Annotated in this window: 23 protein-coding genes; 10 read left to right on the forward strand and 13 right to left on the reverse strand. The window is 69.5% G+C overall.

Features of this window, described 5'->3' with window-relative positions; genetic code table 11:
• Positions 1-86: 86 nt before the first annotated feature.
• The 4 genes from ACYQ78_RS38325 to ACYQ78_RS38340 all read right to left on the reverse strand — a co-directional run bounded on the left by ACYQ78_RS38325 (position 87) and on the right by ACYQ78_RS38340 (position 5,311).
• Positions 87-473: a DUF3037 domain-containing protein gene (locus ACYQ78_RS38325; protein WP_459805903.1), complete on the reverse strand. Its 387-nt coding sequence runs from the start codon at positions 471-473 to the stop codon at positions 87-89.
• Positions 470-1,228: a HipA family kinase gene (locus ACYQ78_RS38330; protein ID WP_459805904.1), complete on the reverse strand. Its 759-nt coding sequence runs from the start codon at positions 1,226-1,228 to the stop codon at positions 470-472. The genes ACYQ78_RS38325 and ACYQ78_RS38330 overlap by 4 nt, the downstream gene beginning before the upstream one ends.
• A 108-nt stretch (positions 1,229-1,336) precedes the next feature.
• Positions 1,337-2,665: an alkyl sulfatase dimerization domain-containing protein gene (locus ACYQ78_RS38335; RefSeq protein ID WP_459805905.1), complete on the reverse strand. Its 1,329-nt coding sequence runs from the start codon at positions 2,663-2,665 to the stop codon at positions 1,337-1,339.
• 48 nt (positions 2,666-2,713) lie between these two features.
• On the reverse strand, positions 2,714-5,311 hold the full coding sequence (locus tag ACYQ78_RS38340; RefSeq protein WP_459805953.1) for a LuxR C-terminal-related transcriptional regulator: 2,598 nt from the start codon (positions 5,309-5,311) through the stop codon (positions 2,714-2,716).
• A gap of 210 nt (positions 5,312-5,521) precedes the next feature.
• Here ACYQ78_RS38340 and ACYQ78_RS38345 point away from each other — a divergent pair, with 210 nt between their 5' ends.
• Entirely contained in the window at positions 5,522-6,397 is an 876-nt protein-coding gene (locus tag ACYQ78_RS38345; RefSeq protein ID WP_459805906.1) for a hypothetical protein, read from the forward strand.
• Here the strand turns inward: ACYQ78_RS38345 and ACYQ78_RS38350 are convergent.
• Positions 6,385-7,668: a CHAP domain-containing protein gene (locus ACYQ78_RS38350; protein ID WP_459805907.1), complete on the reverse strand. Its 1,284-nt coding sequence runs from the start codon at positions 7,666-7,668 to the stop codon at positions 6,385-6,387. The genes ACYQ78_RS38345 and ACYQ78_RS38350 overlap by 13 nt on opposite strands.
• Positions 7,669-7,791: 123 nt before the next feature.
• On the reverse strand, positions 7,792-10,041 hold the full coding sequence (locus ACYQ78_RS38355) for a serine/threonine-protein kinase (RefSeq protein ID WP_459805908.1): 2,250 nt from the start codon (positions 10,039-10,041) through the stop codon (positions 7,792-7,794).
• Positions 10,042-10,401: 360 nt separating this feature from the next.
• Between ACYQ78_RS38355 and ACYQ78_RS38360 the strand changes: the two genes are divergently transcribed.
• From ACYQ78_RS38360 to ACYQ78_RS38370, 3 genes are read left to right on the forward strand one after another with little or no spacing between them, the layout of a single operon-like run.
• Positions 10,402-11,040, forward strand: coding sequence for a response regulator (locus ACYQ78_RS38360; RefSeq protein ID WP_459805909.1), 639 nt, complete (start codon positions 10,402-10,404; stop codon positions 11,038-11,040).
• Between the two features lie 40 nt (positions 11,041-11,080).
• Positions 11,081-11,464, forward strand: a complete 384-nt coding sequence (locus tag ACYQ78_RS38365) for a hypothetical protein (RefSeq protein WP_459805910.1) — start codon at positions 11,081-11,083, stop codon at positions 11,462-11,464.
• Between the two features lie 4 nt (positions 11,465-11,468).
• Positions 11,469-12,677: an alpha/beta fold hydrolase gene (locus ACYQ78_RS38370; protein ID WP_459805911.1), complete on the forward strand. Its 1,209-nt coding sequence runs from the start codon at positions 11,469-11,471 to the stop codon at positions 12,675-12,677.
• Here ACYQ78_RS38370 and ACYQ78_RS38375 read toward each other — a convergent pair.
• Positions 12,640-15,159: an NACHT domain-containing protein gene (locus ACYQ78_RS38375; protein WP_459805912.1), complete on the reverse strand. Its 2,520-nt coding sequence runs from the start codon at positions 15,157-15,159 to the stop codon at positions 12,640-12,642. The two genes, ACYQ78_RS38370 and ACYQ78_RS38375, sit on opposite strands and share 38 nt — an antisense overlap.
• A 6-nt stretch (positions 15,160-15,165) precedes the next feature.
• Positions 15,166-15,780: an NACHT N-terminal helical domain 7-containing protein gene (locus tag ACYQ78_RS38380; RefSeq protein ID WP_459805913.1), complete on the reverse strand. Its 615-nt coding sequence runs from the start codon at positions 15,778-15,780 to the stop codon at positions 15,166-15,168.
• A gap of 36 nt (positions 15,781-15,816) precedes the next feature.
• On the opposite strand from ACYQ78_RS38380, the gene ACYQ78_RS38385 reads away from it, so the two are divergent.
• A complete protein-coding gene (locus ACYQ78_RS38385; protein WP_459805914.1) occupies positions 15,817-16,491 on the forward strand; it encodes a ThuA domain-containing protein in 675 nt (224 codons plus the stop codon).
• On the opposite strand, the gene ACYQ78_RS38390 is transcribed toward ACYQ78_RS38385, so the two are convergent.
• The 4 genes from ACYQ78_RS38390 to ACYQ78_RS38405 form a co-directional block, all read right to left on the reverse strand.
• Positions 16,462-17,106, reverse strand: coding sequence for a MerR family transcriptional regulator (locus ACYQ78_RS38390; protein ID WP_459805915.1), 645 nt, complete (start codon positions 17,104-17,106; stop codon positions 16,462-16,464). The genes ACYQ78_RS38385 and ACYQ78_RS38390 overlap by 30 nt on opposite strands.
• Positions 17,107-17,116: 10 nt before the next feature.
• Positions 17,117-17,935 carry an SAM-dependent methyltransferase gene (locus ACYQ78_RS38395; RefSeq protein ID WP_459805916.1) on the reverse strand — a complete coding sequence of 273 codons (819 nt, stop codon included), beginning with the start codon at positions 17,933-17,935 and terminating at the stop codon, positions 17,117-17,119.
• A gap of 155 nt (positions 17,936-18,090) precedes the next feature.
• On the reverse strand, positions 18,091-19,032 hold the full coding sequence (locus ACYQ78_RS38400; RefSeq protein WP_459805917.1) for an SIS domain-containing protein: 942 nt from the start codon (positions 19,030-19,032) through the stop codon (positions 18,091-18,093).
• Between the two features lie 12 nt (positions 19,033-19,044).
• A complete protein-coding gene (locus tag ACYQ78_RS38405; RefSeq protein WP_459805918.1) occupies positions 19,045-20,133 on the reverse strand; it encodes a hypothetical protein in 1,089 nt (362 codons plus the stop codon).
• A 122-nt stretch (positions 20,134-20,255) separates the two neighbouring features.
• Here ACYQ78_RS38405 and ACYQ78_RS38410 point away from each other — a divergent pair, with 122 nt between their 5' ends.
• The 3 genes from ACYQ78_RS38410 to ACYQ78_RS38420 are packed head-to-tail and all read left to right on the forward strand — an operon-like array spanning position 20,256 to position 22,928.
• The gene (locus tag ACYQ78_RS38410) at positions 20,256-21,110 is read left to right on the forward strand and encodes an ABC transporter permease (protein WP_459805919.1); all 855 of its coding nucleotides are present in this window, start codon (positions 20,256-20,258) and stop codon (positions 21,108-21,110) included.
• Positions 21,103-21,897, forward strand: coding sequence for an ABC transporter permease (locus ACYQ78_RS38415; protein ID WP_459805920.1), 795 nt, complete (start codon positions 21,103-21,105; stop codon positions 21,895-21,897). The genes ACYQ78_RS38410 and ACYQ78_RS38415 overlap by 8 nt, the downstream gene beginning before the upstream one ends.
• Positions 21,894-22,928 carry an ABC transporter ATP-binding protein gene (locus ACYQ78_RS38420; RefSeq protein ID WP_459805921.1) on the forward strand — a complete coding sequence of 345 codons (1,035 nt, stop codon included), beginning with the start codon at positions 21,894-21,896 and terminating at the stop codon, positions 22,926-22,928. The genes ACYQ78_RS38415 and ACYQ78_RS38420 overlap by 4 nt, the downstream gene beginning before the upstream one ends.
• Before the next feature lie 106 nt (positions 22,929-23,034).
• Here ACYQ78_RS38420 and ACYQ78_RS38425 read toward each other — a convergent pair whose 3' ends face one another.
• Positions 23,035-23,736: a TetR/AcrR family transcriptional regulator gene (locus ACYQ78_RS38425; RefSeq protein WP_459805922.1), complete on the reverse strand. Its 702-nt coding sequence runs from the start codon at positions 23,734-23,736 to the stop codon at positions 23,035-23,037.
• 108 nt (positions 23,737-23,844) lie between these two features.
• Between ACYQ78_RS38425 and ACYQ78_RS38430 the strand changes: the two genes are divergently transcribed.
• Together ACYQ78_RS38430 and ACYQ78_RS38435 are read left to right on the forward strand one after the other, a co-directional pair.
• The gene (locus ACYQ78_RS38430) at positions 23,845-25,212 is read left to right on the forward strand and encodes an NAD(P)/FAD-dependent oxidoreductase (RefSeq protein WP_459805923.1); all 1,368 of its coding nucleotides are present in this window, start codon (positions 23,845-23,847) and stop codon (positions 25,210-25,212) included.
• A gap of 9 nt (positions 25,213-25,221) precedes the next feature.
• Positions 25,222-26,619 (forward strand): aminobutyraldehyde dehydrogenase, encoded by a 1,398-nt coding sequence (locus ACYQ78_RS38435; RefSeq protein WP_459805924.1) that lies wholly within the window; start codon positions 25,222-25,224, stop codon positions 26,617-26,619.
• Positions 26,620-26,631: the final 12 nt, after the last annotated feature.

A 26,631-nucleotide genomic window follows, 5' to 3' on the forward strand; every position in this document is an offset into this window, starting at 1 on the left:
TTCTGTACGAATTGAGCGAGCCTGCCTGGCCGTTCCGCTGAGCGTGGCTCGATCGGGCGGCTCCCGCCGCCCGAAATTTCGGCATATCAGCGCCCGGAGATCCTCACCAGTCGGTCGCGTAGCCGATTGAGGGCGGCTTCGGGGTCGTCGGTGAGACCGGCGTGGACTGGACCCGTGCGGATGATCGTCGAGCGGGGGGCGGTGAGCCAGCGGAAGCGGCTGCCGAGTGACTCCCTCTGGAGGGGACCGTCTTCGCCCGTGCAGCTGAGTTCGTAGGCCAGCAGGCCGTGTCTGACCCCCGCCAGGTCGATATCCGGAAACAGCGCGGTAAGGCGGGCGGCGTTCAGCTCGGTGCGGGCGCACAGGTAATCGCGGGGCTGGCAGTAGACGATCACACCGGCGTTGATCAGTTCGCCGCGCTCGATGTCCGGGACGACCTGGATCAGCGCGTACTCGTAGACGTCGCGGGTCATGAGCGCCAGAATCCGCCGATCGTGTTGGTCCGCACGGGAGTCTTCGGTGCCGCGGTCAGGTCGGGGTACCAGGCGGTCGAGGCGGCTCTCGTCAGCAGGTGGTCGACGTAGGCGTCGCGGGGGTCCTCGCCGAGCCACTCGGAGGGGACCTGGGCGACGGCGTGGCGCAGCAGGTCCTCGGTCACGGGCAGCGGGACCAGCTCGGTTGCGAAGCGGGTCATCACGTGGTCGCTCGCGTCGAAGGGGCGCAGCGGGTCGGCGCGGGGCCAGTTGTGGTGGAACCACAGGGCGGCGCCGTGGTCGATCAGCCAGATCGCGTCGTGCCAGACCAGCAGGTTGGGGTTGCGCCACGAGCGGTCGACGTTGTGGATCAGGCCGTCGAACCAGATCAGCCTCCCGGCGAACTCGGGGTCGGGGTTCCAGACCGGCGGGTCGAAGCCCAGCGCGCCCGGCAGGAAGTCGATGGCCAGGTTGTCACCGGCGCTGGCGTTGAGGAGGTCCTGGATCTCCTCGTCGGGCTCGCGGCGGCCCAGCTGCGGGTCGAGGTCGATCACCTTCAGGTCGGGGGTGGCGAAGCCCAGGCCCCGGGCGAGCTCGGCGCAGATGACCTCGGCGACCAGCACCCGGCGGCCCTGCCCGGCGCCCCGGAACTTGACGACGTGGGTGCCGAGGTCGTCGGCCTCCATCACGCCCGGGAGCGAGCCGCCCTCGCGCAGCGGGGTGACGTAACGCGTCGCCGTGATCCGTTCCAGCACGCCGGACAGGGTAGCGGACGGGCGCCCGCAAGGGAGCCGGGCGCCCAGGGGCAGGTCATGCGGGTGGTGCGCCGGGCCGGCCGTGGGGGAGCCGGGCGGCCCGGCGTCTCACCGGTCGGGCTGACGGTCGTGGGCGGGGATCCACCACATGCGGCCGTCGGACACCTCGTGGTAGACGTCGAGCAGGTCGCAGCCGGTCACCTTGCTGCGCGACTCGGCGGCGGCCCAGGCGTAGACCCCCCTGGCCATGGCGCCGCGTTCCTGCTGGACGCGCAGGGCGTACACCCTCGCCCTTATCTCGTGGATCTTGTGGTCGTCGGGCTCCGCCTGGACGGCGAGTTCGGCGAGCTGGCAGGCCAGCCGAAGATCGCCCTCCGCCGCGGCGACCACCGCACGCCCCGCCACGGTTCCGGCCCCCGCCGCCAGGTCGGCGATGGCTCTGGCGAAGACGGCGTCCGGGGCGGGCTTGAGGCTCGCCGGGTTGCCGTCGTGCCAGCCGCCGTGCAGGCGCCAGATGTTGCGCACGATGAACTCGGGCTCGTCGTAGTAGGGCTGCAGATAGGGGCGCTGCGACAACTCCGGCGGTGGCTTCACGGTGTGCAGGATCTCGTCGAGGCGCGCCCCCGCGTTCATCAGGTCGAGCGTCTGCTCGACCAGAGAGTCGAGGTAGTCGGCCGTGTCGATCAGGGCCCGGCGCACCCGCAGGGAACCGGTGATCGGCAGGCCGTGCCCGGGCAGCAGGATCTCCGCGTCGAGGGTGGCCATCGTCCGCAGCGCGACGGCCCACTCGTCGGGGTACCGCTGCACCCGCTGCGGGTTCCCGGCGCTGGGCGTCACCCAGACGAACAGGTCGCCGGTCAGCAGGATGTTCCGTTCGGGGATGTGCGCCCACGTCGCGTCGTCGGTCTCGCCGCGCGCGTGGTGCAGGTCGAAGGTCAGGTCGCCGAGCGTCAGCGTCAGCCGGTCCTGGTAGGTCAGGTCGGGCACCCGGTAGGTGGCCGGCCACTGCATCTGGCCGAACCCGAACTGGCGCTGGTTGATGACCGAGTTGTACCCGGCGGTCCTGGCATAGCGGGCGAACCGGTTCGCCACACCCTCATGTGCGACGACGATGGGCCGCGTCCCTTGCTCGTCATCGAAGCACTCCATTCCCCCCACATGGTCGAAGTGCCCATGAGAAAAGACGGCGTAGCGAACCGGTTCCTCCGACCAGGCCCGGATGGCCTGGTGCATGGCCGGGGCGTCGATGGCGTTGCCCGTGTCGAACAGCGCCAGCCCCGCCTCCCCTTTGATCGCGTAGACGTTGCCGAAGGCCGGCCACATGGCCACGCCCTCGGCGACCTCCTGTACGCCGTCGGCCCGGAGTTCGGCGAGGGGCACCTCGTGCGCCCGCACCGCTCCGCGCCACACCTTGTCGGCGTACTCAAGGATCCCCATGAGGAGGATCCTGGCGTGCTGGCTTCGTTTGTCGCAGTAGGGAGATCCCTACAGCTCCCCGCGCTCCACGGCCAGGGCGACCTCGAGGCGGGAGCGCAGGCCGGTCTTGGCGTACACGCGGCTCAGGTAGACCTCGACGGTCTTGCGGCTGTAGTGCAGCTCGTCGGCGATCTGCGGGTTCGACCTGCCCTCGGCGACGAGTTCGATGACGCGGCGCTCGGCCGGGGTGAGGGTGGCGCTGGGGGTGGGCGCGATGCCGGCCTCGCGCATGTGCTGGAGCGTGCGGTCGCGCCAGGGGGCGGCGCCGAGCGTGCTGAACGCGGTGTGTGCCTTGGCGAGCTGCGCCGGGTCGGCGTACATGCCCAGAAGAAGACGGGCGCGGGCCTCCTCGAAGGGGAGGCCGCGCGCCTTGTCGAGCGCGGCCTGGGCGCGGAGGGGATCGCCGAAGGCCCAGGCCATGCCGAGGTCGGCGGCCATCTTGGTGCGCGGGGTGCCGTTGCGGGCCGCCTCGTCGAGCCGCTCGGCGGCGGGACGGCCGCCGACGGCGTCGCCCGCCACGGCGTGCCAGAGGACCTCCACGGCCAGCGCCCGGTGCACGACCTCGGCGACGCCGGTCGCCTTGGCCCGCTCGATCGAGCGCAGCGAGGCGGCCCGGTCGCCGGTGCCCAGGAACAGCCGGGCGCTGTACATGTGCCGCAGGCCCAGCTGGGTCGCGCTCGCCGGGGGAGGATCGGCCAGGATCGCCCGCGCCTCGTCGTAGCGGCCCTGGTCGAGCAGGATGTCGGCCTCGACGTTGCGCAGCAGCCCGTGGTTCTCCAGCAGGCCCGCCTCGGTCAGCGGCCCGGCCGTGGCGCGGATGTCGGCCAGCGCCTTGTCCCACTCGCCGCTCAGGCGGCGGACCACTGCGGTGGTGCGGGCGTTCTGCCCGGCGATGTCGTGCCAGCCGAGGCCGCGGTGGATGTGCTCGGCCTCCTCCAGCAGCTTCAGCGGCCGGGCCAGCTCGCCGCCGGTGGCCAGCACGTGGGCGGCCGACTCCAGCGCGGCCAGCCGGGCGCCGGGCGGCATCGCGGCGGCGAAGGTCAGCAGGAACGACACGGCCCGTTCGGTCTGCGGCCAGTCGCCCTCGACCAGCGCCCACATGGCGAGCGCTCCGGCGGTGATGACGCGGTCCTCCGGCGGGCAGCTCGGCAGGCCCGCCCAGGCGCGGCGGGCGGAGTCCTCCTGCGGGCGGCCGAGTTCGCCGAGCAGCAGCGCCCGCTGGGCCAGCAGCGCGGTCGGGTCGTCGGCGCGGGGGAGCTGGCGGGCCAGGATGGCGAGCGCGACGTCGTACCAGCCCATCGCGTGGGCGGCGCCGACGGCGACGTAGGAGGTCCGGGTGCTGCGGCGGCCCTGGGGGAGCAGCCCCAGCGCCCGCTGCGCGGAGTTGAGCGCGAACGCCGGGCGGGAGCCCTTCCAGTACGAAAGCGCCTGTAAGGCGAACAGTTCGCCCTTGTCCTCGGTGATCTCGGCGGCCCGGCCGTACCAGTGGGCGGCCGACAGCGGGGCGGTCCAGCGGGTCACCTCGGCGGCCCGCAGCATCGCCGCGCGCGCCTCGTCGGGGGCGCCGCCCTCGGCCATGTGGGTGGCCCATTCGAGCACCCGGCGGGCGCCGCTGAGGCCCTGCCGCTGGAGCATCCCGGCGATCCGGACGTGCAGGCGGCGGCGGTCGCCCGCGTTGAGGTCGGCGTGCAGGGCCTCGGCCACCAGCGGGTGGGCGAAGGCGTAGCCGTCGCCGGTGTCGACCAGCACCTCGTCGCGCAGCAGGGCGACCAGGGCGCGTTCGGCGGCGCGCTTGTCGAGCCCGGCGAGCTCGGCGACCTCCTCGAGCGTGCCGGGGGCGTCGATCGCGGTGGTGTCGCGGGTGCGGCCGAGCGTGGCCAGCACCCGGGCGAGGTCGCGGCCCGCCCGGTCGCGCTGGAAGATGCGGCTCAGGATCGCGCCCCTGCGGGCGCCCGGGTCGGGGGAGCGCACCGCCCCGCCCTGGACGAGCGCGAGCACCGCCTCCTGGACGAACCACGGGTTGCCCTGGCTCTCGGCGAGCACCCGGTCGAGCATGCTGTCGCTGGGCGCCCGGTCGAGCAGCGAGGTGATCAGGTCTCTGACCTCGGCCCGGGACAGCGGGTCGAGCCCCACCGCCAGGTCGACGTCGAGCGCCGGCGGACGGCGCCCGGTCACCACGATCGCGAGGCCCGGACAGGCCCTCGGCAGCGACTTGAGCAGCCGGATCGTGTCGGCGTCCGCGTGGTGGACGTCGTCGATCGCGAGCAGGGTCCGGCCCGGTAGGTCGGCGATGAGCTGGGCGGCCAGCGCGCCCGGCGCGGCCACCGGGTGACCCGACTGGTGGCCCAGCGCGGCCCGGTCGATGGCGTCGTAGAGCTCCCACAGCCGCTGCTGCGCCCGGGGCTCACGGCCGAGCGACTCCAGGGCGTCGACGAGCGGCGCGTAGGCCAGGCCCTCGTCGAGCTCGCGGGCCCGGCCCCTGAGCACGCGAAAACCGGCGGCCTGCGAGGTCAGCTCACCCAGCAAGTGGGTTTTGCCGAGACCCGCGGCACCGGTGATCAGAATGGTGCGCGGCGTTTCCCGCAGAGCCGACTCCAGCTCACGCAGGAGCTGGACACGGCCGAGGCCCCTGTCGACGGGACGTCACCCCCTTCACGTGCGTCACACAACTGACGCGGTGATCCGGTTCAACGTTCACCCGAGGTGTGCAGAAATCGTAGATTGCCACGGCAGTCGTGACCAGAGCGGCAGGCTCACTGTCAGATTCGGCGATTAGTGACATGGCGGACGGGTGCGCCGGAACGTACATGTCGAGTCGTGGCTCACACCGATCTCCAGCTCGGCCTGGCCGCCGTGGTCCGGTCCGCCCTGTCCGCCCCGTCCGCAGCGCCCGAGGCCGGGTGGGAGGCCCTGTGCGGGACGGGTTTCCCCGGCTGCCTGGTGCCCGTCGCCTCCGGCGGGCTGGGGCTGCGGTTCGCCGACACGGTCCCGGCGTTCGCCGAGACCGGCCGCGCCGCGCTGTCGGGGCCGCTGGTGGAGACCTGCGTGCTCGGCCCGCTGCTGCTGCCCGAACGCTTCCACGGCGCGCTCGCCCGCGGCGGGCTGAGGGTGTCCGCACGGATCGGAGACACCGTGTACGCGCCCGACGCCGACTCCGCCGACATCCTCGTCGTGGAGCGCCCCGGCGGCCTCCTGGAGGCCGTTCAGGCCTCTTGTGTACGTCTGACGCCCCGCCCCGGCCTCGATCCCCGGCGCCGCCTGTTCAGCGTGTCGATCGAGACGCCCGGCATCCGCCTGGGAACCCGCGTCGAGGCCCTCCCGGCCCTGCGGCTCGCCACGGTCGCGGTGGCCGCCCAGCTCGTCGGCCTGGCCCGGCACCTGCGCGCGGTGGCCGGCCTGTCTCCCGACGCGGCGGAGTGCGCGGGCGCCCTGGTGGACGAGGCCGCGATCATCGCCGGTGACCATCGCCACCGGCCGGAGAGCGAGGTGGTCAGGGCCGTCAGCGCCGCCAAGGCCGCGGCCGGAGAGGTGGCGGCGGAGGCGGCCCACGCGATCCAGCGGCAGGGAACGCGTGGGCACGACCTCTGGGTGGCACGGGTGTGGTCACTCGGGTCGGCGTACGGAGACACCGGTCTGCACCGGGCGCGGCTGCGGGCCGCGAGCCTGGGGAATCCGGAGCTCTACCGCCGGTGACGGCCTCGATAGTCCTTCGGCGTCGAGGAGAACGCCGGGCGCCGGTGGCTGATGATGAAGGCCACCGCCAGGAGCACCACCAGCAGAGGCGCCACGAGTCCCTGCGCGCTCAGGGCGAGCAGGCCGGCGTGGTGCGTCGGCTGGGACGCGGCCATCGGGAGGGTGCTGATCTCCGAGGCCGGGTTGGACCTACCGATGAGAGGCGACGACGCCGCCATCTCCTTGAGAAGGATCACTTTGGGTGTGGGTGGCTTGTGCACCTCGGCCGGTGCGTCGGTGGCCACGAGCGGACGGCTGGCGGGACAGCCCTCGGTGCACGCCTGTTCGGAACGTTCCCACGGTCTGACGCCGTCCCAGGGGCCGTCGTCGGAGCCGATGCCGGGCCGGTGTTCCGAGCCGCCGCCCGACCTGGTGTCGGACCAGGGCCGGGGTCCCGTGTCGGATCCGGTGCCGGAGCGGGAAAAGGGACCCGTCCCGGTCTCGTTGTCGGATCCGGTGTCGGATCGCAGCCTGGGCCCGATGTCGGCGCCGTCGCCGGTGCCGGATCGGGTGTAGGGCCCGTCGCCGGTCCCGAATCCCGGCCTGGTGCCCTGGCCGGTGTCGGAACGTTCCCAGGGCTTGGGGCCCGGTCGGGGGCCGGGAACGCCGTCGGAGCCGATGCCCGGTCGCGGTCCCTGACCGTGGTCGGAGCCGATGCCCGGCCTGTCGTCCGATCCGCCGCCCGACCTGGTGTCGGAGGGGCCGTCGGAGCTCGTACCGGATCTGGAGTTCTCTTCGTCGGCGGGCGGCGCCGGGGCCGGAGCGGGTTCGGTGCGGCTGAGGATCTTCTCCGGATAGCCGAACCCGACGACCGTCCCCGTGTCGTGAGATCGCTCCGCCACCATGTTGCTCGTGTTGCCCTCGATCGAGGTGAACTCGTCGCCGTCCACCTTGGTCACGAGTCCTACGTGGTCGATGCCATCGACGCTCCCTCCGCCATTCCAGTCGAAGAAGACGACCGCCCCCGGTTCCGGTTCGCGGCCCCAGGCCCCCTGTGCCTGGAACCACTCAGCGTGCGCGACCGTGTAGCTGAACTTCCCGAACCAGTCGCTGTAGCCCAAGTGGTCGGCCCCCCATGAGAGGAACATGTCGCACCAGGGCTGATCCGAGTAGTCACTGTCAGTTTCGACGGCGTTGTACCAGTCCCCGAACTTGGTGTAGCCGCCGGATTGCTCTTGGTAGCCGATCTCCTTCCTCAGCAATGTGATGAGCTTCTGCATCTCTGGGGTCATAGGTGACATCCATTACGCTTCGGGGTAAATCTGCGTGAATGGGATGTTCAAGGACCTTTAAGGCACAGGTCAACTCACTTTACTCAAACATGACCAAACCGGACATGTGAGTGATCGCGCAGGTCAGAGGGCTCGACCGGGCTCCGAGTCCGACGGCGCCGGGGTTTCCGACTCCTCTTCCGTGGGGCAGGGGGCCGAGTTGATCGTGACCGAACCGGAGGCCGAATCTCCCCCGGGCGAGGCCGTCACGCTCACCTCTCGGACGTCCCTCGTCCCACACGGAGCGGCCCGGTAGCCGGTGGAGAACTCCCGGGTGTAGTCCTTCGCACCGCTCACTTCGGCCGACGACTCGGTGACGATCGGCTTCGTCTGCCGGTCGCCGACCCAGATCGTGCGGGTGAACGTCACTCTCAGTGTCACCGGCGCCGTGCTCCCCGAGGTGACCCCGACCGTCGCGGACGTGCCGTTCCAGCCCTGGAGGCTGATCTTCGGCGGGGCGCACTCGGGCCCGGTGATCCGCTTGTGGCTCGACGCGACGCCGTTGGCCGCCTTCGGTTCGGTGGTGATCTGGACCGAGTAGGTCGACGTCTCGCCGCAGGGCGGCTCGCCCAGGTCGGTGCGGGCGGTGAAGGAGTAGTCCTGGTGCCCGGAGAGGGTCGTCGTGGACGTCTTCTCGAACTTCCCGTCCCGCCCGAACCTGGCGATCACCTTGACCGGCCCGGTGCCGGTGGTCTTCAGCCGCACCCCGGCCGCCTTGCCGTCCCAGGTCGGGATCGTGACCTCGTCGACCGCCGGGGGCGGGCACGGGCCGCCCTTGACCGAGACGGTCTTCATCGCCGGCTTGCCCGCCGACGGTGAGGTCTCGGCGGTGATGCGCCGGAAGGAGGTCGTACCGCAGGCGGGAGGGTTGAAGGCCTGCTGCACGACGGGGGCGTAGGCGGTCGCGCCCGCGAGCGGGACCACCTGCGGCGGCAGCGTGTTCAGCGACGAGGCCGAGGGACCCTCGGCGAAGCGGACCGTCAGGGTCACCTGCGCCGGGGTGTTCGCCACGACCCGGACCGTGGCCGACTGCCCGTCGAACGAGTGGACGCCCAGGCTGGACACCTTGAGCGGCGGCGGGGGAGCGGTCGTCGTCGCGGTCGCGGTGACCGTGGGGGTGACGATCGGCGGCGGCTGGACCGTCGAGGGCTGCTCGGTGCCGCTCTCCTCCGCCGACGGCTCCTCTTCGGGGGTGGCGGGGGCGGTCTCTGTCGGTACGTCCGTCGGCGTCTCCTCGGCCGGAGTCTGGCCGGGAACCTGCTCCTGCACCGGAGTCTGGGTGGGCGGCCGCAACGTGGTGCCGCCCGCGACCGGCGTCTGGCCGTTGGCCGCCACCACGATCGCGATCACCACCGCCGCCACCAGCGACCCGGCGATGGCGAACCTCGGCGCGAACCGGGTCACCCGCTGACGCAGGATCGTGCGCGCCAGCGAGGTGTTCACCTGCGGCGTCGGCGTCGACTTGGCCAGCGGGAACAGCAGCGCCATCAGCGTGGCCAGCTCGGCCAGGTGCCGCCTGCCGCGCTCCTCCCAGTCGCGCCCGTAGGCGTTCAGCGCCGCGAGCTCCAGGTCGGCGACGAACTGGTCGGCGGTCGGCGGCCGGGACATCGGGTCCTTGGCCATGCCCCGCCCGACGAGCGCCCGGACCGAGGCCGGCACCTCCATCGTCGGGATCGGCGCGCCCTGGTGCGCCCGCCGCAGCACGCCCACGTCCATCGCGGTGAACGGCCGGTGGCCGGTCAGGCACTCGAAGAACACGCAGGTCGCGGCGTAGACGTCGGTCGCCGGGCTGGCCGGGTTCCCGGCCCACTGCTCCGGGGCCATGTACGACGGCGTGCCCGTCGCCTGCCCCGCCTCGCCGACGTGGCTGGCGATGCCGAAGTCGGCCAGCTTGCTCGTGCCGTCGGCCTGGACGAGCACGTTCTCCGGCTTGTAGTCGCGGTGCACCACGCCGTGGGCGTGGGCCGCGGACAGGCCCAGCAGCGACCCCTTCAGCACGACCAGCGCCGCCTCGGGCGAGGTGTTGCCGTGCTCGGCCAGGATGCGCCGAAGCGACACGCCGTCGACCAGCTCCATCACGATGGCGGCGTCGCCTCTGGGGGACTGCACGTATTCGTACAGCCGCACCACGTTGTCGTTCTCCAGCTCGACCATGAGCCGGGCCTCGCGCTGGAAGCTGGCCAGGAAGCCAGGGTCCCGTCGCAGCGTCTCGCTCAGATACTTGATCGCGACGTAGGCTCCCGTTGTCTCATACGTCGCCAGCACGACCCGGCCGCCGCCCCCGGCACCGAGTTCGCGTACCTCCCGGTAGCCCGGAACCGTCCACGTGCTCAACTGCGAAGCCCCCTCCATCGGGCACCCGGCGCTAAAAGTCACCTAACGCCGCGTACTCATACGAAGGTCTCACCCGGTCGCCAGCTTGTCACCGGACTAGAAATGTCACCTTGTCGCTGCAAACCCGTTGGGCATGACACGTAACCGACTGTGCTTGGCTGTCTGACCTGGGACTTTGGCGCGAAGTTGACGAACGCGGCCCAAGCATTGATGTCCCATGGTGATACTGGAAGGCGTGAGTGACCGGTATGCCCGGTCCGTGTCATGGACACGCGTAAATAGCCGAAAAAGTTCGTCCGGATATCCCCTTGTCGAGGGCCGTATCACGTGTCCAGAATCTAATTTTGGGGGTGGGACACCATGATCAGAGTCGCCGTTGCCGATGATCACCCGCACGCACAGGCCGGGATCCGCCGCCTGCTGAGCCGGATGCCCGAGGTGGGGCCCGTCATCGGCGCCCCGTCCGCCGAGGCCCTGGCCCGCACCGGTGCCGAGGTAGACGTCCTCCTCCTGGCCCTCTACCGGGAAGACCGCCGACCGGCCCTCACCGACATCGAAGAGTGGACGCCCCGCGCCCGCGTCATCGTCTTCTCCCACCCGCTCGGCATGACCGGCGACCCCTCCGACGTCGTCGCGGCCCTCCAGGCCGGCGCGTCGGGCTACCTCCTCAAGAACACCAGCCCCGAAGAGTTCCGCGACGCGGTGCTCCACGTGGCCGCCGGAGGCTTCGTCCTGGGACAAGGCCTGGCGACGGTCCTGCGCGGCCAGTTCGCCCTCGCGACCTCCCTCCTCTGCCTGCGCCCCGCGCTGTCCCCGCGCGAGGCCGAGGTCCTGCGCTTGATCTCCAAGGGGTGTACGCATCCCGAGGCCGCCAAGTCGATGAACATCGACGAGCTCTCCGTCGACCAGCTGGTGGCCCGCATCCAGGTGAAACTCGGCTTCGGCCACCCGAGGGACCTGCGCCGGGTCACGGAAGACTTGGGGCTCCAGAAGCTCTGAGGGTTGCAAGTGGCCTGGGGTCGGAAGACGCTGGGACACAGTGAATTCGAACGAGTACGAGGAGCAGGCCCGCCTGCACCTCGCGGCAATCGCACGTGGAGCGGCCGGCGCCGAGGTGGTTGACGCTCTGCTCGCCCACGCCCGCGTGGCCCGCTCCCCGGCGTCCGTCGACGGAGCCGTCCGCGCCGCCCGAACTCTGTCCGATCCCGGAACGCTGGTGCGGGCCCTGCGCTCCGGAGCCGACACGCTGATCCGGCGGCCGGGCATGGCGCTGCCTCTCGCCGAGGAGGCCGTGTCCCTGGCCCGCGACCTGGGCGGCCCGCCGTTGATCGTGTCGCTGGCGACGCTGTCGCGGGTGCTGCGGGCGGCGGGGAGAGTGGCCGACGCGAAGGCGGCGGAAGCCGAGGCGGAGTCGCTATCGTGACGCGATGACCGTTTCGCTGACCGACCACGTGTTCACTGTGCCGCTCGACCATGGCGATCCTTCGGCGGGGTTGATCGAGGTGTTCGCGCGGGAGGCGTGCGACCCTCGGCGGGTGGGCGAGGACCTGCCGTGGCTCGTCTTCCTGCAGGGCGGTCCTGGCGGGAAGTCGCCCCGGCCGCTGGGGGGTGACGGGTGGCTCGGCTACGCGTTGCGGACCCACCGGATCCTGCTGCTCGACCAGCGGGGGACCGGCCGGAGCAGCCCGGTGACGGCGAAGTCCCTGCCTCGGCCTGATGGCCCTGAGCTGGCTGCTTACCTGCGGCACTTCCGCGCCGATTCGATCGTGGACGACGCCGAGCACATCCGGCGGGCTCTGGGCGTCGAGCGGTGGTCGACGCTGGGTCAGTCCTACGGCGGCTTCGTGACGCTGACCTATTTGTCGAAAGCGCCCGAGTCGCTGTCGGCCTGTTACGTGACCGGTGGGTTGGCGGGCCTGCACGCCGACGCTGACGAGGTCTACTCGCGCACCTATCGCCGCGTGGAAGACAAACTCCGGCGCTATTTCGCGCGCTATCCGGATGACCGTGCCCGTCTCGATGGGCTGCTCGCCTTCCTGGACTCGAACGACATCCGGCTTCCCGATGGTGACCGACTGACGCCGCATCGCTTCAAGTTCCTGGGCATCGAGCTGGGGACCGGGTCCGGGGCGGAGTCCCTGCACTGGCTGTTGACGGAGGCGTGGGTCGGGGGCGAGCTCTCGGATGAGTTCCTGTACCAGGTGATGGCCGACACCTCTTTCGCCGGCAATCCCCTGTACGCGGTCATGCACGAATCCATCTACTCCCAGGGCGCCCCAACGAACTGGTCGGCCGCTCGCCTGGCCCCGGACCTTCCTCTGACGGGGGAGATGATCTACCCCTGGATGTTCGACGAGATCAGGTCGCTGCGGCCGTTCAAAGAAACGGCGGAGTGTCTGGCGCAGATGACGTGGCCCGCACTGTATGACCCCGCCCGCCTGGCTCGGAACGAAGTGCCGGTCGGTGCGGTCGTCTACTACGACGACATGTATGTGGACGAAGGCTTGTCAGCCCAGACGGCACGCGAGGTCGCCAACGTGACGACCTGGGTGACCAACGAATGGGAACACGACGGATTGCGGGTCTCGGGCGAGACGGTCATTCGGAAGGTGCTGGGCTCGATCCAGGCCAGGTGAGCCGATAGCGACTGCCTTCAGCGCGGATGATGCGCCGGGCCCGGTTGTAGAGATGCGGATCGGATGCGGCGATTTTCTCGAAGTCGTTGGCGTGCATCCCGCGTACCAAGCCGAAAGCAACCATTGGAACGGCCGAGGGGTCGATGTCGAGTTCCATCAAGGTCACAGCCGTCAGTAGCGATTCAGCTGGCGTGACATTGAGGGCGTGAAGTAGTTCGTCGATCAAATCTAGGTAATCCTGCGTTCGGGTGGCCAAATATAAAAAGCAGTCGAGCAGCAGGTCCGGTGGATTGGAGCCCGCCCGCAGAGTTCCCTTGCAGATGTGCGCGATGACTTCGGTGGATAGGCGATGTCGCTCGCTCCATACCAGTTCGAGGAAACGACGCTGCATCCATGGATTGCTCGGCTGAGCGAGTTGGAGGGACTCGCTGTCCGAATTGGACGCCAGCCACGCCTTGAGCGGCAGACCTAGGAGCGGGTCTGTGGGCCTATTCTGGTCCTTCCTGAAGGTTGTCGCCGGTTCTGGCTGCTGAGATGCCACTACGTCGGCTGGTGCTCGCAGCGGGTAGCGTTCGTTTCCGGTGTTCCGTGATTTCACGGGCTGCGATCCCCAGATACGCGAGAATTCGCGGCGCTCGTGAGTCCACTCGGTGATCTCGCCGGGGTCGACGATAAGACCGGGAGTCGATTCGTCAAGATGGGTGACGGTGATCTCGTGCTCGAGATTCTCCTCGGTGCGGGTGATGATCAGCCAGTCGTCGACGGCCAGCCCTTCTTCGCTGCTCCAGTTCGCGCGCCATAGGTCGACCAGATTTTGCCATAGAGATACGACGTCTGGGCGCCCACCGAACAATTCTGTAGCCCGGATCGGACCCGTGAGGATAGTGAGCAACAGCAACATATTGGCTGTTTGGCAGGCCGCATTTCTGGCCGCTGAAACCGAGGTGGGCCGGTAGTCTCCTCTATCTGTAGAAGTGCCGAAGTAGGCTACTTGGAACAAGCGTACGAGCAACGGCCGCACATGAGGGTTGTCTTTACGCATCTCGCTGAGAAACCGCAGGATCGGCTCCCGGGTGGCGAGCACTGCGAACGATAATAGTTCGGCCAGGGGTTGGTGGGATTTTGTTTGAAAGTGCCTACGGGGGCTTTCTCCTTCGGTGACTGGCCAGACCAGGTTTCTGATCAGGCGCGCAATCAGATATTCGCCAAAGGTGGCGTGCAGAAATTCATAAGTGCTGACCGCCGCAGAGTCCTGCAACGCCTGCGCCTGGTGGACGAAGAAGAAGCGTCCGAGAACCTTCTGCGCGGTGGTTAACGGTCGCTGGAAGCCGGTGGCGACCGATGTTGGGGTGGGCAGAAGCGCGGAGAGGTCGTGGTTCAGTTCGCTGTGTGTGACCCACTGCTGACCACGGTTGAGCATCGCAAAGGCGGCGACGGAGAGCCGCAGCAGCTCGAATTCGATCGATTCGGTGAGTTCGCGGTCGTTCAGGTCTCTCTGGTGTCTGCGGATCTCCCGGGCGGCGAATCGGCTGAGTAGACGTTCGTACAACTCCGATTGGAGCAGGTGTCCGGTGAAGGCGGTACCGTCGGCGTCGTAGAGGGCGAGCATCAGCAGGAGCAGTGGCTGCCGGGCCAGGTCTGGGTAGCCGAGCACGCTTTGCAGCGACAGGCCGGCTCCGGTGCTTCGGTTCCACGTTTCGACCCAGATGGCGACCTGTGCGTCGGAGAAGGGCTCCAGGCGGAGGGCCACAGATCCGAAGGGCACCCGGAAGCGGTCCGCCACGGCGGTCCGGGTGGTGATGACCACAGCGAGTGGACGGCCCAGTGACGCCTCGCGCTCTTGGAATTCCATCGCTTGACGTAGGTAGTCGGTCCGGTTGACGCCCGTCGCCTGGAGTAACTCGTCGAGTCCGTCGAGGAGGACGACCGGAAGCGCGCCTTCCGCTGAGCGGGCCAAATCAGGCCAGGAGATCGTCTCGCCGGTCGTAACATGGACGCCCGTTTCGATCTGTTCCTGGATGCCGGCGTCGGCGGGTACCTGCCTCAACGGCACTCGAATCGGCAGGAAGTCGCTGCGTGGCAGTCGGGCGGCGAGCATCTGGGTCAACACCGACTTGCCCGCGCCGGGCTGGCCGAAGATGAGCAAGGGCGCCTGTAGCGCTTCGGCCGACGTTAGATGTCCGGCCAGTGTCTGTCCCAGACTGCTACGGATCTCTTCCGCCGCCCACACCGACTCAAGACTCAAATCGCTGCGGCTCGGGTCGGCAATTAGGCGAAAAAGGGGCACCACGTAGCTCTCGCCGAGACTAGGCATTCGCAGGCCGAATTCTTCGTCGCTTTGGCTGATAGGCCGGGTCAGGGCCGCCGCGTTGAGCGCGTGGATGCTTGCCGACTTCGGCGGGGGAACCCGTCCGGCCGTCACCTCCATCAGCATCGCCTGTAGCCCGGCGAGCCCCACCTGTGAGGGCTCGTGAGTGCGCATGTGGGCTCAGAAGGCAAATTCGGGGAAGTCCGAGGCCAACCGGTGATAGAGGTCTTGGTAGCGGCGGACCGCCGCCTTCGGGAGTTCGCCGGAGAGCACGGTCATCAGCGTCTCCCACCGGTCGCGGGAGATGCTTCGGGGGTGGAGACGGTCGATGAGGATGGCGAGTCGGTGGGCCGCAAGCGTGTAGTTTTGCAGCAACTCGTCGAGGTGAAGGGACGTCGGGGTCATCGGGTCGCGCCCGACCAGAGTGGACCGCAACTGCGTGACGCTGGATATCAGCGACTCACCGGCCGGTTCCTCAAGGTGCAGATCCTCAAGCGAGACAGGCAGCTCCAGATCGTCCAAGGCTTCGAAGAACGCCGTGGTAATGATGATCTCGTGGGCGGCGACCAGCCGTTCGGTTCGGGTCGCGCGGGGGAGTTTGCCCAGCTTCTCGCGGAGGCTCCCCAGTAACTGGTTGGCCAGGCGGATCGCCTCGGTTTTCGCGTCGAACAGGCTCAGCGTCAGCGGGCCGCCTGCGAAGAGCGCTACCCCAAGCGCGTTGTCCAGGGCTTTGATCAGTTTCGAGTCGCCGCCGAGTAACTCGACCGCGTCGGCGTAGGTCACGCGCTTGGCCATTCCCTGATCCTAGGGAGCTGTGATTCGGTGGGGGCTATGGCGCGAAATTTGATTCTTTCCGGAGGGGTCGCGCACGACTTTGCGGCCACGTCACAAACCCTGGCCGAGGTGCTCCTCGAAGCGGGGATCGAGTCGGAGATCACCGAGGACATCGCGGGCGCCCTCTCCGAACCCCCTCAGGTCGACCTGATCACCATCAACGCCTTACGGTGGCGCAACCAAACGGGTCACTTCGAGAGCGAGCGCGACTCCTGGTATCTGAACCTCACCCAGGACGCCCGCGCGGTCCTGCTCGACCATCTCAACAAGGGCGGCGGCGTGCTCGCCATGCACAGCGCCTCGATCTGCTTCGACGACTGGCAGGGGTGGCCGAGGGTTCTGGGCGCCTCCTGGAAGTGGGGCAAGTCGCACCACCCCGCCATCGGCTGGACGACCGTCCACGTCAACCGCGACCACGTCATCACCGACGGCCTCCGCGACTTCGACGTCGTCGACGAGGTCTACAGCGACCTCGACGTCCTCCCGGACGTCGCCCCGCTGGCCACCTCACTGGGGCAGCCGGTGCTGTGGGCCCGGAACGTCAGACGCGGCCGGCTCGTGTACGACGCCCTGGGCCACGACACCCGCTCCTACGATTCCCCCGTCCACAGAACTCTGCTGTGCCGCGCCGCGCAGTGGTTGCTACGGCAGCCCGTCGGGATCTGCGAGTAGCCGCGCCGACTCCGACTCCTCGGCCAGGCGACGCACCACGTCCAAGACCCGGCCGTAGAGCACCGTGCCGATCACGTGGGCCTCGACCGCCGTCTCCCGGGGGCCGTCGAAGGGGACCCGGGCCATCTCGTGGTCGCGGACCAGGCCGCCGACGGCCGCCGCGTAGGGGCGCAGGTCGGGCAGGGTCACGTCCTGGCCGAGGCGGCGCAGGGTGACGATGGTCTGGGCGAGTTCGTCGCGGCCGGGGGCGGCGGTGGCGACGCGCCAGCCGCGCTCGCGGATCAGCTCGTCGACCATGGCGCGGGCCTGGGCCCACTCCTCGGTCTCCTCGGGTTCGGTCTTGGGGGACAGCGCGTAGTGGGCGGTGCCGAGCATCTCGTGGACGCCCATCGACTCGTCGTCCACGGCCTCGATGACGGCCCGGATCGCCGAGATGGGCAGTTTGCCCACCTCCAGGAGGGCGCGGATGAGCCGGAGCCGGCGCACGTGCGACTGGGCGTACACGGACCTGGTCGCGGAGACCTGCTCGCCCGAGGGCAGCAGGCCTTCGCGCAGGTAGTACTTGATCGTCGGGATGGGTACCCCGGTGGCGTCGCTGAGCTGTGAGATCCGCACGCTGGATATGCTAGCTATCCAAGCGGGCCACTCCGGCCAGCCCGATCGCCCCGCTCGATGATGTGGTCAATGCCCGCGCCACCGGGTCGTCGGGGCGCCAGTCGGCGATCTGCACCACGCCGGGCTCGTCGAGGGTGAAGCCGTCGAAGAGCGACAGGACCTCGTCGTGGGTGCGGAAGGCGATGCCTCCGGCCGAGCTCTTGGAGTAGACCTGCTGACCCGCGGCCAGGTCGTCGCCGACGGCCTCGCCGGGGCTCATGTGGGAGATGACCAGGTGGCTGCCGGGGACGACCGCGTCGCGGAACTCGGCGACCAGGCGGCGGGCCTCCTCGTCGTCGGTGATGAAGTGCAGGACGGCCACCATGAGGATGGCGATCGGCTGCGAGAAGTCGAGGTGGGCGCGCACTTCCGGGTGGCCGATGATCCAGCCGGGTTCGCGCAGGTCGCCGTCGGTGACGATGGTGCGGCGGTTGTCGGCGAGGATCGCGCGGGCGTGCACCAGGACCATGGGGTCGTTGTCGACGTACACGACCCTGGCTTCCGGGGCGTGGCGCAGGGCCACCTCGTGGACGTTCTCCCGGGTCGGCAGGCCCGCGCCGATGTCGAGGAACTGGGTCACGCCCTGGTCGATCAGGTGGCGGACGGCCCGGCCGAGGAACTCACGGTTGGCCCTGGCGAGTTCCTTCGCGTCGGGCGAGATGGCGTTGATCGCCTCCGCGGCCTCACGGTCCACCGCGAAATGGTCTTTGCCGCCCAGGAAGTAGTCGTACATCCGGGCCACGCTCGGCGTGAGAGGGTCGACGCCGGGAGGTGCCTTTTCGAGGGTCACGCGGCGATCTTAAGCTGGAACAGATCCACCGGTATGGGGAAATCCAGGTAAAAATCGAGCGTCTTGAGCGCGAAATCGTCCCTCAGTTAATTGGTGCGGAATGTCACTGTTGAGGCACTTATGGCCCGGACGACTCCGGAACACCGGTAGCTTTCCTACCCGTGCGCCCACCACGACGCGGCGACCAGCTCGGCCACGAGCGTTTCCGTGAGGAGCGCGACGCCGGGATCTTCGTCGTGCCTGTAACGCACGCCTCCGGCCTGTCCGGCCACCTCGCCGCCGACGGTGACGACCGTCGAGCCGCGCTCGCGCACCCATTCCATCGCCTGCCCGTCGTAGGGCGAGCCGGGGAACAGCAGGGCGCGGTAGTCGTAGGTCTTGGTGAGGTAGACGTCGACATGGGCCCAGTCGCCGGTCTCGCAGGCGGTGGCCTGGCGGCGCGGGCCCTCGCGGACCATCAGCGCCGACTGGTCGGCCGACGACAGGCGCTCGGCGGGGGCGATCGTGTAGACGCCGTGGGGGCCGTCGAGCAGCTCCAGCACCCCGGGCAGCCAGTCGTTCCTGCGGTCGAGCAGGTCCTGTGTGGCCTCGGCGGCGCGTCTGACCAGGGCGGCGTCCACTCCCTGACCGAACATCGCCAGCAGCAGGGCGAGGGTGTGCTGGAAGGTCCGGCACGCCACCCCGCCCTCCTCGGGGCCGGCCAGCATCGGGATCACGTGGTCGGCGCCCTTGGTGACGGCCGAATCGGCCTTGTTGGTGAGCGCGGCCACGTAGGAGACGCCGTGGTGGCGGGCGACCGCGTCGAGCGTCTCGCGGCTGCCCCCGGTGGCGGAGATCGCCACCACCAGGGTCGCCGGGTCGGGCGGGTAGCCCAGGCTCGTCGAGGCGTAGTCGGCGGCGGCGTCGATCCCGGCGGCGCGCAGGCGCAGGGCCGCGACGCGGGCGGCGTACCGGGAACTGCCCATGCCGAGGAACAGCACCCGCCGCACGGTGGTGGGCAGGCCGTCGAACAGGCCGCCCGCGTCGAGCGCGGCGGCCAGCCTCTCCAGCGACTCGGGCTTCTTCAGCAGGTCGTCGAGGAATTTTCCGGCGTCCACCTTGTCAGCCTTTCAGAACCAGGTGCGCAGCACGCCCATGGGGGCGTAGCGCCAGCGGGCCAGGAACCGGCCCGCGTAGATGAGCTCCCGGCAGATCTGCTCGACCTCGAACGGGCGGAGCAGCGAACGGTCGAGCAGGTCTCCCCGCCCGGCTTCGTCGAGCCGTTTCGTGTACGCGTTCTCCAGGCCCTCCCGCGCGCCCCACACCCAGGCCGAGATCGCCTGGGGATCGGCGCCGCGCCGCTTGATCGCGACCTGCCCGGCGTTCTCGACGCTGATGCAGAGCTGGGCCAGGTCGCGGGCCGCCGGCTGGTAGGGCGAGGCGCCGGTCACGGTCGGGTTGCCGTCGAAGTCGATCAGCGCGAAGCCTTCGTCCCATTCGAGGATCTGGCCCACGTGGAGGTCGCCGTGGACGCGCATCACCGAGGTCTCACCGGCCACCTGCAGCGGCGCGAGCTCTCGTCGCAGGTCGGCGACGTGGTCGGCGAGCCAGCGGGCGTCGGTCTCGTCGGTCGTCAGGGCCAGCGCCTCGCCGAGGGCGTGCTCGGCCCTTTCCGACCAGTCGTCGGTGGCGGGCACGACCCGCACCGGATCGGTGACGACGCCCGACGGCGTGGCCATCGCCAGGTGCAGATCGGCGGCAAGGGTGCCGATCTCCGTCGCGAAGGCGGTCCGCCCGGCCACGGCCTCGTCGGCGCACCACTCCCAGCCGTCGCGGGCCCCCGGCAGGTACGCCGTGGCCAGCCCGGCCAGGGCGGTGCCGCAGAAGATCGCCGCGTAGGGCTCCGCCGTGCGGGTGAACCCCGTGTCGGACAGGTGGGTCAGCATCTCCAGACCGGGATGCGGCCCCTCCGCCGGATGGGGGAACCACTTCACGATCACCTTCTCGCCCACGACGACCGAACGGTAGGTCTGGTCGACGGTGATCGGCCGTTCTCCGGCCGGGAAGTCGGGCAGCGGGCGCAGTTCGCGCACCGTGAAGGGCGCCGGTGCGGCACCCAGATTCCGGAGGACCTGCTCGGTCACTCCGGGACCCGCCTCAAGCTCGTCGCCAAGGCGGAGGACGACGTTCCCCGGCAACGTCCAGTCTGCGGTAGCCACCGCTCGCTCCTGAATGTCGATTCAACAGGAAGTACAAACTCCGTGCTCACCCCGTGCGGCACAGTCTTGTCTAATTTGATGTCTCCTGCAACACTCGCCAAACATCAGAAGGGGGGCCCGGTATGTCGCGTGGGCGAGGTTCGATCCTCGCGCGGTTGATCTTCCTCGGACCTGGGCTGATCATGCTGACGCTGCTGGCCGTGGTGCCGATGCTGCTCATGCTCAGCACCATGTTCTTCCAGCGAGGCCGATTCGGTGGGGTGGTCTACGAATTCACCACCGACAACTTCAGCAGGCTGTTCCAGCCGCTCTACCTGAACGTGATCCAGGACAGCCTGGTCGTCGCGGGCGTGGTGACGGTCCTGGCCCTGCTGATCGGCTATCCGACGGCGTACGCCATCGCGCTGCTGCCGTCGAAGTGGAAGACGATCGCGCTGCTGGCCATCATGCTGCCGTTCTGGACGAACTTCCTGATCAGGATGTACGCCTGGACGATCCTGCTGAGCGGCCCGGGTCTGGTCAACGAGGCGCTCACGGGCATCGGTCTGATCGACAAACCGCTCGAACTGCTCTACAACCGGGGCACGGTCGTCGTCGGCCTGCTCTACGGATACCTTTCGCTCATGATCCTGCCGATCTACTCGGCGGTGGAGCGGCTCGACCCGCGCCTGCGGGAGGCCAGCGCCAACCTCGGCGCCTCCCCGGTCCGCACGTTCTTCAGCGTCACGCTGCCGTTGACGCTGCCGTCCGCGCTGATCGGGTCCGTGCTGGTGTTCGTGCCCAGCTTCGGCAACTTCGTGGTGCCCGAGATCCTGGGCGGCGGTAAGGCGATCATGATCGGCAACCTGATCCGCGACCAGTTCCTCAAGGCCCGCGACTGGCCCTTCGGCGCCACGATCGCGCTGGTCATGGTGGCGGTCACGGTGATCCTGCTGCTGGCCCAGGCCGCCGTCTCGCGGAGGACCCGCAGTGTCTAATCACACGGGGCGTAAGAAGTCGTCGCGTCTGGTCTTCCTGCCCCTGTGGCTGGTCTACCTGTTCTTCTACGTGCCCATCGTGGTCGTGGTCTTCATGTCGTTCAACGCGGGCGACAATCCCTACGTCTTCAAGGGCTTCAGCCTCGACTGGTACGGCAAGCTAGCCGGTGACGAGACCATCCTCCAGGGCCTCGGCAACACCCTCGTCGTGGCGGTCGGCACCTGCCTGATCTCGACGGTCGTCGGCACCCTCATGGCGGTGGGCATCGCCCGGCACACCCGCTCGAAGGTGATCGAGGCCATCGCCACGGCGCCGGCCATCCTGCCCGAGCTGATGCTGGCCATCGGCCTGCTCATCTTCTACACCGCGATCAACTTCACGCTGGGCCTGACCTCGATCCTGCTGGCCCACCTGACCTTCGGCATCCCGCTGGTCGCCGTGGTGGTCAGGGTGCGGCTGGCGTCGATGGACACCACGCTCGAAGAGGCCTCGACCGACCTCGGCGCGAGCCCCGTCCAGACGTTCTTCCGCATCACGCTGCCGGGTCTCGCCCCCGGCATCGCGGCCGGCGCGCTGCTGGCGTTCACCTTCTCGCTCGACGAGTTCGTGCTGGCCTTCTTCTCGGCCGGACCGACCGAGCCGACGCTGCCCATCGTCATCTACTCGATGGTCAGGTTCGGCGTGACCCCCGACATCAACGCCCTGGCGACCATCCTGCTGACCGTCAGCGTGGTCGCGGTGCTCGCAGTCCAGCGCATGACCCGACTCACGGAGTCCCTCAAATGACACTGCTTTCCATCGAGGGGGTATCCCGTAAGTTCGGGAACGTCACGGCCCTCGCGGACGTCTCGATCGACATCCAGCAGGGAGAGTTCTTCGCCCTGCTCGGCCCGTCGGGCTGCGGCAAGACGACACTGCTGCGCATCCTGGCCGGCTTCGAGACGCCCGACCAGGGCGCGGTCCGCCTCGACGGCGCCGACCTGCTGAAGTTCGCGCCGCACAAGCGGCCGGTCAACCTGATGTTCCAGTCGTACGCGCTGTTCCCCCACATGACCGTGGCCAAGAACGTGGCGTACGGCCTGGAGCGCGAGAACCTCCCCCGCGCCGAGATCAAGACCCGGGTCGGCGAGGTCCTGGAGAAGGTCGGCCTCAGCGAACTGGCCGGCCGGCGCCCCGCGCAGATGTCCGGCGGCCAGCAGCAGCGCGTCGCGCTGGCCCGCGCCATCGTGAAGCGCCCCCGCCTGCTCCTCCTGGACGAGCCCCTCTCGGCCCTGGACAAGAAGGTCCGCGCGGAGATGCAGCTCGAACTGAAGCGCCTTCAGAACGAGGTCGGCATCACCTTCGTCGTGGTCACCCACGACCAGGAGGAGGCCATGTCCCTGGCCGACCGCATCGCGGTCATGGACCAGGGCCGCGTCGAGCAGATCGACGCCCCCGTGACCCTCTACGACCGCCCGCGCACCTACTTCGTGGCCGACTTCATCGGCGCGAACAACCTGTTCACGGGCGCGATCCGCGGCGGCGTCTTCAACGCCGAGGGCCTCGGCCCGCTGCCCGCCAAGGCGACCACGGCCGACGCCCCGGCGGCGCTGGCGATCCGCCCCGAGCGGGTGCGCCTCACCGAGCCCGCCCCCGGCATGGTGCAGGGCGTGGTCGTCGACGTGAGCTTCTACGGCGGTGTGTCCCACATCGCGGTCGAGGTGCGTGGCCTGGGCCGCAAGGTCCTGGCGGCGACGCAGGGCTCGGCCAGGATCACCCCGGGGACCGTGGTGGGCGTGACGTGGCGCCCGGAGGACGCGGTCCTGATCCCGAACTAGCGGCGCACGTTGAATCCGGCACCGCGCCCTGTGACGCTCCCCAGGGCGCGGTGCCGGCCTGTTTAGGGCTCTGTGTACGTTTTGCGGCGCGGGTCGTTTCGGCCCGTCATCCGGCGTCCAGAGGGCTTGAGGGCGTGTCGCCGGTGGTCTTCCGAGGGCGGGGAGTCCGGGGCGTGCGCGTGGTCTTCGGGCGGGCCGCCGGGGTCTCCTTCAGCGGGTGGCCGGTGGCCATGCGGGCGAAGTCGAGGATGAGGCCCACCGCCTCGTCGGGGCCGATCGAGTGGTGGCGGGCGATGATGCGGTAGCCGTAGGCGTCTTCGAGGGCGACCAGGTTGCGGGCGATCTGCTCGGAGTCGCCCATCAGCTTGAAGACCCCCTGAGCCGCGCCGACCTCCAGGATCGTCTGGTACATCGCCACCTGGCGGTCGTAGAGCGTGGTCAGCAGGGTGCCGTAGACACGGTTGCGCCCGGCCGCGCCGCCGAGCTCGCACAGCAGGCGCACGCCCGCGTCGTCGGGGCTCTCGGGCAGGCCCGACCGGATCGTCGTGATGAGCTTCTGGGCCGGGTCGGCCATGCCGCTGATCTTCTTGACCCGTTGCTCGTAGAACCGTTCCATGCCGGCGTGGTGCGCCTCGATCAGCAGGTCGCGCAGATCGGGATAGTGATAGAGCACGGCGCCCGACGTGAGCCCCGCCTCTTCTGCGATCTGGTTCAGATGAACGCCCTCGGCGCCGTGTTGGATCATCGCGCGCCTGGCCGCGTCGATCAGCTCGACCCGTCGATCTGCCCTGCTCTTTCGCTGAGTCACCGCACCCCGCCCCGTATGGAGGATCTCACAACAAGTGTCGCAGGTCTTGACGTGGTTGCTCGATAAGTATTTGAATCACGATTCAACAAATATCGGTCGGAGGGGATCGTGATTACGGACGCACTGCCGAGGGTCTTCTGGACCGACCGGCCCGGTCCGGCCGCGTATCCGGCGCTCACAGAGGTGACGACGGCCGACCTGCTGATCGTGGGCGGCGGCTTCACCGGCCTCTGGGCTGCTGTGCTGGCCAAACAAGAAAACCCCGCCTGCGACGTCGTTCTGGTGGAAGCCGAACGTATCGCGTTCGGCGCCACGGGCCGCAACGGGGGCTTCATCGCCGACTCGATCACCCACGGCCTGACCCACGGCGCACACCGCTGGCCTGGGGAAATCGATCTTCTGCTGGCGATCGGCCGCGAGAACCTGGCCGCCATCGCCGATTTCGTGACCGAAAACGACATCGACGCCGATCTCCGGCTCTGCGGCAAGACCACGGCGGCCGTTGCACCCCATCAGGTGGCCGAATTGCGGGCCGCCGAAAAGCGCCACCGGGACCATGGCGAAGACGCCACATTCTTGGACGCCGACGAGATGCGGGCCGACGTCCACTCGCCGACCTACCTCGCGGGCCTGCGGCTGCGCGGCACCGGCGGCCTCGTCGACCCGGTGAAGCTGGCGTGGGGGATGCTCCGCGTCGCGGAGAACCTCGGCGTGCGGTTCTACGAGCACACCCGCGTCACCGGCATGGAACGCTCCGGATCTTCCGTACGAGTTGCGTCGGCCCACGGGGCGGTCGACGCCGGCCAGGTCCTCATCGCGACCAACGCGTTCCCGTCGCCGCTGCGGCGCCTGAACAACTACGTCCTGCCCGTGTGGGACTACGTGCTGGTCACCGAGCCGCTCGACGCCGCGCGCCGGGCGTCGCTGGGCTGGGCCGAGGCGCAGGGCATCACCGACGCGGGGAACCAGTTCCACTACTACCGGCTGACCGCCGACGACCGCCTGCTGTTCGGCGGCTACGACGCCGTCTACAACTTCAAGGGCGGCGGCAGCGACCAGCGCCCCGAATCCCACGCCCTGCTGGCCCGCCACCTGCTGGAGACGTTCCCGCAGCTCGAAGGGGTCAGGGCGACCCACAGGTGGGGCGGGCTGATCGACTCGACGAGCCGCTTCACCCCGTTCTTCGGCACCGCCATGGGCGGCCGGGTCGCCTACGCCCTCGGTTACACGGGCCTCGGGGTGGGCGCCTCGCGCTTCGGCGCCCTGGCCGGGCTCGACCTGCTGGCACGGCGGGAGACCAGACGTACCGGACTGAAGATGGTGCGCCGCCGCCCGGTGCCGTTCCCACCCGAGCCCATCCGCTGGCCGGTGGTCGAGTTCACCCGCCGGGCCCTGGCCCGCGCCGACGCGAACGAGGGCAGACGCGGGCCGTGGCTCCGCGTGCTCGACCGCTTCGGCATCGGTTTCGACAGTTAGAAGACGTACATGACGACTTTGATCAACCCCGCGACCGGCCAGGTCATCGACGACGTGGCCGACAGCTCGCTGAGCGACGTGGCCACGAAAGTGGCCGCCGCGCGGGCGGCCTTCGAGCAGTGGCGCGAGGCGACGCCCTCGGAGCGCGCCCGCGTCCTGCTCCGCCTGGCCGACCTGGTCGAACGCGACGCCGACGAACTGACCCGCCTGGAAGTCGAAGAAACGGGGAAGCCCGCGGCGGTCTTCCGCGACGGCGAACTGCCCTTCGCCGCCGACAACCTGCGCTTCTTCGCCGGAGGCGCGCGGTCCCTGGACGGAACCGGCGCCGGACTGCTGAGCAGCGGCTACACGTCGATGCTGATCCGGCGCCCGCTCGGCGTGGTGGGCTCGATCGCACCGTGGAACTTCCCGTTCATCATGGCGATCTGGAAGGTCGGCCCCGCGCTCGCGGCCGGGAACGGCGTCGTCATCAAGCCCGCCCCCCGCACCCCTCGCACCACCCTGCGCCTGGCCGAACTGATGGCCGAGGCCGGAGCCCCCGCGGGCCTGCTGGGCGTGGTGACCGGAGGCGGCGACGTCGGCCAGGCGCTGGTGACCGACCCGGGCGTCGACATGGTCAGCGTCACCGGCTCGACCGCGACCGGCAAGGCCGTGATGCGGGGAGCCGTCGACGGCCTGAAGCGCGTCCACCTGGAACTGGGCGGCAAGGCCCCCGCCCTGGTCTTCGCCGACGCCGACATCGAGGCCATGGCCTTCGGCGTCACGATGGGCGCCACCTACAACACGGGCCAGGACTGCACCGCCGCCACCCGCGTCTACATCGAACGTTCCCGCTACGCCGAGGGTGTCGAGGCACTCGCGGCGGCGCTGGAGAAGGTACGTCCAGGCGACCCCTGGGCCGACGGGACCGACATCGGCCCGTTGATCTCCGCCGAGCACCGGGACAGGGTGCACGGCTACGTCGCGCGCGCGTCGGGCCGGATCGTCCGTGGGGGCGATCCGCTCGACGCGCCCGGCTACTACTACGCGCCGACACTGGTGGCGGACGCGGAACAGGGCAGCGAGATCGTCCAGGGCGAGGTCTTCGGCCCCGTCCTGGTGGCGCTGCCTTTTGACGGGGAGGACGAGGGAGTGCGGTTGGCCAACGACACTCCTTACGGGCTGGCGTCTTCGGTGTGGTCGTCGGACGTGTCGCGGGCGCTGCGCGTGTCACACCGGCTCGACGTGGGGGTGACGTGGGTGAACGACCACCTGCCGATCGCGTCGGAGGCCCCGCACGGCGGGGTGAAGGGAAGCGGCTTCGGCAAGGACATGAGCCAGGAGGCGGTCGGCGAGTATTCGGTGACCCGCCACCTGATGATCAAACACGCCGCCCCGGCGGAGAGGGACTCCTTCCGCCCGGCCTGATCCTCGGCTACG

This window comes from Herbidospora sp. RD11066 (genome assembly GCF_054661255.1).

Coding starts and splice junctions, on each gene's coding strand:
- ACYQ78_RS38385 (WP_459805914.1), top strand. CDS start 15,817: ATGGCGCGAAATTTGATTCTTTCCGGAGGGGTCGCGCACGACTTTGCG.
- ACYQ78_RS38335 (WP_459805905.1), bottom strand. CDS start 2,665: ATGGGGATCCTTGAGTACGCCGACAAGGTGTGGCGCGGAGCGGTGCGG.
- ACYQ78_RS38350 (WP_459805907.1), bottom strand. CDS start 7,668: ATGACCCCAGAGATGCAGAAGCTCATCACATTGCTGAGGAAGGAGATC.
- ACYQ78_RS38360 (WP_459805909.1), top strand. CDS start 10,402: ATGATCAGAGTCGCCGTTGCCGATGATCACCCGCACGCACAGGCCGGG.
- ACYQ78_RS38435 (WP_459805924.1), top strand. CDS start 25,222: ATGACGACTTTGATCAACCCCGCGACCGGCCAGGTCATCGACGACGTG.
- ACYQ78_RS38370 (WP_459805911.1), top strand. CDS start 11,469: ATGACCGTTTCGCTGACCGACCACGTGTTCACTGTGCCGCTCGACCAT.
- ACYQ78_RS38420 (WP_459805921.1), top strand. CDS start 21,894: ATGACACTGCTTTCCATCGAGGGGGTATCCCGTAAGTTCGGGAACGTC.
- ACYQ78_RS38380 (WP_459805913.1), bottom strand. CDS start 15,780: ATGGCCAAGCGCGTGACCTACGCCGACGCGGTCGAGTTACTCGGCGGC.
- ACYQ78_RS38410 (WP_459805919.1), top strand. CDS start 20,256: ATGTCGCGTGGGCGAGGTTCGATCCTCGCGCGGTTGATCTTCCTCGGA.
- ACYQ78_RS38375 (WP_459805912.1), bottom strand. CDS start 15,159: ATGCGCACTCACGAGCCCTCACAGGTGGGGCTCGCCGGGCTACAGGCG.
- ACYQ78_RS38325 (WP_459805903.1), bottom strand. CDS start 473: ATGACCCGCGACGTCTACGAGTACGCGCTGATCCAGGTCGTCCCGGAC.